General features: G+C 69.6%; 6 protein-coding genes. 2 read left to right on the top strand and 4 right to left on the bottom strand.

Annotation, left to right across the window (positions count from 1 at the left end; all coding sequences use genetic code 11):
* Positions 1 to 62 precede the first annotated feature (62 nt).
* Both CVO76_RS00305 and CVO76_RS00300 read right to left on the bottom strand, forming a co-directional pair.
* The gene (locus tag CVO76_RS00305) at positions 63 to 1,412 is read right to left on the bottom strand and encodes an ABC transporter substrate-binding protein (protein ID WP_208740284.1); all 1,350 of its coding nucleotides are present in this window, start codon (positions 1,410 to 1,412) and stop codon (positions 63 to 65) included.
* Positions 1,413 to 1,699: 287 nt separating this feature from the next.
* On the bottom strand, positions 1,700 to 2,716 hold the full coding sequence (locus CVO76_RS00300) for a LacI family DNA-binding transcriptional regulator (RefSeq protein ID WP_133081117.1): 1,017 nt from the start codon (positions 2,714 to 2,716) through the stop codon (positions 1,700 to 1,702).
* 143 nt (positions 2,717 to 2,859) lie between these two features.
* Here CVO76_RS00300 and CVO76_RS00295 point away from each other — a divergent pair, with 143 nt between their 5' ends.
* Complete coding sequence (locus CVO76_RS00295; protein ID WP_133081118.1) at positions 2,860 to 4,134, top strand: FAD-binding protein; 1,275 nt, start codon at positions 2,860 to 2,862, stop codon at positions 4,132 to 4,134.
* Between the two features lie 31 nt (positions 4,135 to 4,165).
* On the opposite strand, the gene CVO76_RS00290 is transcribed toward CVO76_RS00295, so the two are convergent.
* Together CVO76_RS00290 and CVO76_RS00285 are read right to left on the bottom strand one after the other, a co-directional pair.
* Positions 4,166 to 5,029 carry an MBL fold metallo-hydrolase gene (locus CVO76_RS00290; RefSeq protein ID WP_208740283.1) on the bottom strand — a complete coding sequence of 288 codons (864 nt, stop codon included), beginning with the start codon at positions 5,027 to 5,029 and terminating at the stop codon, positions 4,166 to 4,168.
* 90 nt (positions 5,030 to 5,119) lie between these two features.
* The gene (locus CVO76_RS00285; RefSeq protein WP_133081120.1) at positions 5,120 to 5,746 is read right to left on the bottom strand and encodes a YczE/YyaS/YitT family protein; all 627 of its coding nucleotides are present in this window, start codon (positions 5,744 to 5,746) and stop codon (positions 5,120 to 5,122) included.
* A 61-nt stretch (positions 5,747 to 5,807) separates the two neighbouring features.
* Here CVO76_RS00285 and CVO76_RS00280 point away from each other — a divergent pair.
* Positions 5,808 to 6,758: PLP-dependent aminotransferase family protein (locus tag CVO76_RS00280; protein WP_208740282.1), on the top strand; the 951-nt coding region annotated here is incomplete at its 3' end.

The following is a 6,758-nucleotide window of genomic DNA, read 5'->3' as shown; positions in this document are numbered from 1 at the left end:
GGGTGGCTCAGCGGACCGGGCGGGGAGGTGCCCACGGTCTCCGTGGGCACCTCCCCGGACGGCTACTTCACGGTGAAGCCCTGCTCGGTCGCGTACTGCTCGAGCGATGCCTGGAGGTCGTCGAGTGCCTGGCCGGCGTCCTTCTCGCCCTGCACCATCGCGTAGAGCTGCTCGGTGAGCTGGTCGTAGGCGTAGTTCTGGAACGGGCTGAAGGTCGCTCCCTCGTAGCCTGCAGCAGCATCGAGGAACACGTCCTTGTTGATCTGCTGTCCGCCGAAGAACTCGTACTCCTTGTCGGCGAACTCCGGGGAGTCGAGGACCGGTGCGTAGGACGGGAAGAGTGCTCCCTTGTCCACACCGAGGTTCATGCCCTCCTCGTTGCCGAAGATGCCCATGGCGACCTTCGCAGCGAGCTCCTTGTCCTTCGCCTGTTCCGTCACGGCGAAGGTGGAGCCGCCCCAGTTCACCTGGACGGGGTTGGCAGCGTCCCACTGCGGGAGCGGTGCCGCGCGCCAGACGGCGGTCGGATCGGCGTCGGACAGCCCCTGCAGGTAGCCGGGACCCCAGGCCGCGGCGAGGTAGACGGCGTAGGAGCCGTCGACGAGCTTGGTGTTGTAGTCGGCGGTGAAGGCGTCGTCGGTCGCGACGAGGCCGTCCTTCACGAGGCCGTCCCAGTACTCCAGGACCTTCTTGGCACCGTCGTCGTTGACGTTGATGCCGATCTCCTGCGGGTTCGCGGAGTCGTACTCGAACGGCACGGACCCTGCCTGGGCGAAGAGCGCCTGGTTGAAGGCGCGGCCGTTGGTCGGGAAGTCGCCGATGACCGCGTCGCTGCCGGATTCCTTCAGCTTCCGGGCCGCTGCCTCGAACTCCTCCCACGTGGTGGGAACCGCGATGCCCGCGGCGTCGAAGAGGTCCTGGCGGTAGATCATGCCCATGGGTCCGCCGTCGACGGGGATGGCGTAGACGGCGTCGCCGCTGCTCGCGTCTTCCCAGGCGCCCTCGGCGTAGTCCGCCTTGACGTCGTCGGCGCCGAATTCGGTGAGGTCCACGAGCGCATCGCGGATGGTGAAGCTGGAGAGGACCTCCGATTCGAGCTGGATGACGTCGGGGGCACCGGAACCGGACTCGATGGAGGTGGAGAACTTCGTGTACTCGTCGTTGCCCTGGCCCGCGTTGGTCCAGCAGATCTGGACGTCGTCGTTGGCGTTGTTGAACTGGTCGACGACCTCGTTGAACGCGGGGTACCAGGCCCAGACGGTGACCTGGGGCGCCTCGGCGTTGACGATGGTGTTGGTGCAGGAGGCTTCCTCGGAGCCGCCGCCGCCGCTTCCGCTTCCTCCGGAGCAGCCGGTCAGTGCTACGGCAGTGGCGGCGACGATGCCGGCCGTTGCCAGGAACTTGGCTTTCATATCTCTTGCTTCCTCTCGCGGTGGGATTCCACCGTGGTCCGCCCCGAGGGGCGGCCGGTCCGGGTGCTGCAGGGAGGAGGATCACCGGGGCACAGGTGCTGCGCCCGCTCGAATCTTCCTTGATCCGGGTCCGCCGTCCTGCAGTCCACCTCCCTGGGAGGGGGCTTCCGCAAGTGTCGGTTCCGTGGTTTACATCGTTGTAGGTAAACGATGTAGAAAGAAGCATGCAGAGTGGGGACGGTACCTGTCAAGCATCCGGGAGGATATTTTCGATTGCTGCAGGAGCGTCAGGCGGGAAGCGCCGAGGACTCCCGTTCGATGACCTGGAACCGGGCCTCGAACTCCCGGGGCGGCGTCTCTCCGTCCCGTCCGGAGATGCGCTCCTGCAGCACACGCACGGCCGTGTCCGCGATCTCGTCCCGGCCGGGGTCGATCGTGGAGAGGGTGGGCAGTGAATACCGACCCTCGTCGAGGTCGTCGAACCCGATGACGGCGACGTCGTCGGGAATCCTCCGGCCCGCCTCCTGCAGGACGCGCATCGCCCCGAGGGCCAGGGTGTCGTTCATGCCGAACACGGCGTCGAACGCGACGCCGGCCTCGAGCAGTTCCCGCATGGACCGGGCACCGTTGGCCCGGTGCCAGAACGTCGTATAGGCCACGAGTTCGGGCTCGAACGCGATGCCCGCCTCCTCGAGGGCCTGCCGGTAGCCCTGCAGCCGGAGTCCCGCCGAGCCGATGACCTCGCCCTCGTGCGCACCGACGACGGCGATGCGGCGCCGCCCCTTGGAGAGCAGGTGCGCGGTCGCGGCCCGCGCCGACTCCACGTTGCTCATGGTGACGTGGTCGGTGGGGCCGCCGAAGATCCGCTCACCGAGGAGGACGAGCGGGAAGTTCACGTTCAGATGGTGGGCATCCTCGTTCGACATGCCGAGGGGGCTGAACAGCAGGCCGTCGGTCATCTGGAGCCGCGGGCTGGAAAGGATCTCGAGTTCGTGGGAGCGGTCCCCGCCCGTCTGCTCGATGAGGACCTTGAGTCCACGGCGCTCGGCAGCCTTGATGATCGAACCCGCGAGTTCGGCGAAGTAGCTCAGCGAGAGCTCCGGGACGGCGAGACCGATGACGCCGGTCCTGCCGGAGCGCAGGCTGCGCGCCGAGAGATTGGGGCTGTAGCCGAGCTCGGCGATGGCCTCCATGACCCGCTGCTTCGTGTCGGCGCGGATGTGCTGGTAGTCGTTGATGACATTGGAGACGGTCTTGATCGAGACACCGGCCGCCAGCGCAACGTCCTTCAGTGTGGCCGCCATGCCGCTCCCTCGATCCACCCGTGATGCCCTGTACGCCACGCGTGAGGTGAGTCTACAACGTTGTAGGATAGGCGGGCACCCTGTGCGGACGGAGTGCGCAGCACCTCTCCCATCGTCGCGACACCGGGCAGACAAGGACCACCATGATCGAGGAACAGGTACGGGACCGGCTCAACTGGGCGGGCAATTACGAGTACCGCGCCCGGACGATGGAGCACCCCACCTCCCTCGCGGAGCTGCAGCGTGCCGTGGCCGGAGCCGACCGCGTCAGGGCACTCGGCTCGCGCCACTCCTTCAACGACATCGCCGACACCCCGGGGACCCTCATCGCCCTGGACGTCCTCGATCCGGGGGTCGAGATCGACGCCGACGCGCTCACCGTCACGGTGGCGGCGGGCGTGCGCTACGGCGTCCTCGCGGAACACCTGCAGCGGCACGGCTTCGCGATCCACAACCTGGCCTCGCTCCCCCACATCTCGGTCGGCGGCGCCATCGCCACTGCCACCCACGGCTCCGGGAACGCCAACGGCAACCTCGCCACCGCCGTCGTCGGGCTCGAGCTCGTGACGGCGTCCGGCGACGTGCTCACCGTGGCCAAGGGTGACGCCGACTTCGACGGCATGGTGGTGGGCCTCGGTGCGCTCGGCGTCGTCCATCGCGTGACCCTGCGCATCGAACCGTCCTTCGACGTACGCCAGGACGTGTTCACCGAGGTGCCGTGGGACGCCGTCCTCGCGGACTACGACGCCGCGACCTCCTCCGCCTACAGCGTCAGCCTCTTCACGGACTGGTCCAGCGACACCATCGGGCAGGCCTGGCTCAAGACCAGGACGGACAGCGGTACACCGGTACCCGGGACGTTCTACGGGGGTGCGCCGGCGGACCGGGCATACCACCCGGTACCGGGCGTCGCCGCGGACCACTGCACGCAGCAGCTCGGCGTTCCCGGACCATGGTCGGACCGGCTCGCCCATTTCCGCCTCGCCTTCACACCCAGCAACGGCCAGGAACTGCAGACCGAGTACCTCGTGGGTCGCGAGCACGCCGTCGAGGCCATCGAGGCCATGCGTGCCCTCGCACCCAGGATCACGCCGCTGCTGCTGGTCTCGGAGGTGCGGTCGATGGCCGCGGACGAGCTCTGGATGAGCAACAACTACCAGCGGGACGGCATCGGCCTGCACTTCACGTGGAAGCCGCTGCAGCCGGAGGTCGAGGCGCTCCTGCCCGAGATCGAGGCCGCACTCGCACCGCTGTCGGTCCGCCCTCACTGGGGCAAGCTGTTCCTGGCCGGCGCGGACCAGCTCGCACCCGCCTATCCCCGGTTCGACGACTTCCGCAGGCTGGCCCTGCGCCTGGACCCCTCGGGTAAGTTCCGCAACGATTTCCTCGACCGGACGGTCTTCGGCACCTCCGCCTGAGGCCGCTCGGCGCGCCGTCGTGCGCGCGTGCCTAGTGCTTGCGCGCCAGCCACTTCCAGTGCGCCAGGGTCCGCAGGCGGATCAGCAGGGCCCGCGACTGCTCGGGGCCGTAGGGCAGGATCGGGATGGCCTTGGTCATGTCCACGGACGCCTCGTCCATGGCGAGGCGCGTCACGCGGACCGCGCTGCGCATCTTGTTCATCTGGGTGACCACCTCGGCCACGGAGACCGGCCGACCGTGCCCGGGCACGAACACGTCGTAGAGATCCTCCAGCGCCACCATCTTGCCGAGCGTCCGCACCCAGTCCGTGGGGAAGGAATCCTCGAAGGCCGGGTCGCCGCCCTCCTCGACGAGGTCGCCGGTGAAGAGGACGTTGCCCGCGCCGACCAGGAGGTCGTGGTCGGTGTGGCCCCGGCCCAGGTGGAACAGCGTCACGGACACGCCGCCGAGGTCCAGGTCCGCGGGCTTGCCCTCGACGAGCCGGTTGGCCGGCAGGAGATCGGTGGAGTCGCCGTCCGCCGCCCCCATCGCTGGCTCGACGGCGGCGACCAGCGCACGCTGCTCGTCCCCGTGCTCCGCCTGCACCGCGCTGCAGCGCGACGTCGCCCAGAACTCCTCGACACCCTGGGAGGCGAAGTAGCTGTTGCCGAAGAAGTGGTCCGCGTGGGCGTGGGTGTTCACCACGATCAGGGGCAGCGCGGTGACGTCCCGGATGTGCCGGAACACCTCCGCGGCGCCCAGGGGACCCGCACCGGTGTCGACGACGAGCGCCCGCTCCGTGCCGACGACGAGCCCCACGTTCAGTCCGAACCCGGCGGTGCGCAGCACGTGGATACCCTCTCCGAGTTCGCGCCAGGGGCTGCGGGTCTCGGTGCTGGGGACATCGGTGGTCATGGGATCCTCTCGGTGGCGGCAGGACTACCAGTCTAGGTCCGCGCCCGTCCTCCACCCGAGAGGCTCAGGCGCCGGAAAGGACTCCGGCGCTCAGGAGCCCGCGACCACGGCCTCGCGGGCCGGGCGGGGACGCTCGGGGATCCGGAAGAGCGGCAGTGCGACATTGACCAGCGGACCGATGAGGAGGGCGAACGCCACCGTGCCGAGACCTACGGACCCTCCGAGCAGCCAGCCGAGCAGGAGGACCGTACCCTCGATCGCCGTGCGGACGAGCCAGATCGGCAGCCCGAACCGCTGGTGGATACCGGTCATGAGGCCGTCGCGGGGGCCGGGGCCGAGGCGCGCGCCGATGTACAGGCCGGTCGCCACGGCGAGGAGCACCAGCCCGCCCGTGAAGAGCAGGACCCTGGCCCACAGCGCGTTCGGCTCATCCAGGAGCGCCAGTCCCACCTCGGCGCTCGGACCGACGAGCAGGACGTTGAGGATGGTGCCGATGCCGGGACGCTGCCGTAGCGGTATCCAGAGCAACAGCACGATCCCGCCGATGATGTTGGTCATGAAACCGAACGGGATGCCGGTCTGCAGGGAGCCGCCCTGGCTCAGGACGTCCCAGGGCGACACCCCGAGCGTTGCCCGGATCATCATGGCGAGCGAGAAGCCGTAGAGGAACAGGCCGAGGAGGAGCTGCAGCCCGCGCCGGGCGCCGAGGAACGTCATGGTCCCAGTAGAGCCTCTGATTGGCCGTACATCAAGATGCCAATTGTGGGATGGTGGCCCCATGATGGTTCTCCCCGCCCGCCGCCTCGCCGCCGAACTCGGTTCCTGGCGGACCGTCGGCCCCGCCTACGCCGCCCTGGCGGACCGTATCCGGCTGCTCACCCTCGACGGGCGGATCCCGCTCGGCACCCGGCTGCCGGCGGAGCGTGAACTCGCGGCGCAGCTCACCGTCAGCAGGACCCTGGTCGCGGCGGCCTACGCACGGCTGAGATCGGCCGGGTACCTCGAGAGCACGCGCGGCTCCGGAAGCGTCGTGACCATGCCGGGGCGCGGGGCTGCCCCGCAGGACGACGGCGGCGCCGCCGTCGTGCTCGACTTCAGCAAGGCGGCACTGCCGGCGGCACCGCAGGTCGGTGAGGCCGCGGCCAGGGCATCACGCGAGCTTCCCGCCTACCTCAACGGGAACGGTTACGACCCGCTCGGCCTGCCGCGGCTCCGGCAGGCCCTCGCGGACCGGTATTCCGCCCGCGGCCTGCCGACCCGGCCGGGGCAGATCATGGTCACCCTCGGCGCCCAGCACGCCATCTCCCTGCTCGCGCGCACCCTGATGGGGCGGTCCGACACGGCGCTCGTGGAGGCACCCAGCTACCCGCACGCCTACGAGGCCCTGAAGTCGGCCGGGCGCCGCCTCGTCCCCGTCGCGGTCGATGCGCACCGGGGCTGGGACGAGGACGGCCTCGAGCAGGCCTTCCGACGGACCCGGCCCGCGCTGGCGTACGTCATGCCCGACTTCCACAACCCCACCGGCGCGGTCATGCCGGCCGCGCAGCGCGCGCGTCTGATGGCCGCCGCCACGCGGGAGGGGACGGTGGTGATCGCGGACGAGACGATGGCGGAGCTGACCATCGACGGCCGGTCCGAACTCCCCCTCGCGGCGCATGGTCCGGCCGTGCTGACCGGTTCGATGGGCAAGACCGTCTGGGGCGGACTGCGCATCGGCTGGATCCGCGGC

The sequence above is a fragment of the Arthrobacter agilis genome, from assembly GCF_002953615.1.
Classification (GTDB): domain Bacteria; phylum Actinomycetota; class Actinomycetes; order Actinomycetales; family Micrococcaceae; genus Arthrobacter_D; species Arthrobacter_D agilis_B.
Note: the sequence above shows the minus strand (reverse complement) of the source record. Positions and strands in the feature narration are given on the sequence as shown.

Excerpts from the sequence above, each read along its gene's own strand:
- CVO76_RS00285 (WP_133081120.1), bottom strand. The coding sequence starts at position 5,746 with ATGACGTTCCTCGGCGCCCGGCGCGGGCTGCAGCTCCTCCTCGGCCTG.
- CVO76_RS00305 (WP_208740284.1), bottom strand. The coding sequence starts at position 1,412 with ATGAAAGCCAAGTTCCTGGCAACGGCCGGCATCGTCGCCGCCACTGCC.
- CVO76_RS00300 (WP_133081117.1), bottom strand. The coding sequence starts at position 2,716 with ATGGCGGCCACACTGAAGGACGTTGCGCTGGCGGCCGGTGTCTCGATC.
- CVO76_RS00290 (WP_208740283.1), bottom strand. The coding sequence starts at position 5,029 with ATGACCACCGATGTCCCCAGCACCGAGACCCGCAGCCCCTGGCGCGAA.
- CVO76_RS00295 (WP_133081118.1), top strand. The coding sequence starts at position 2,860 with ATGATCGAGGAACAGGTACGGGACCGGCTCAACTGGGCGGGCAATTAC.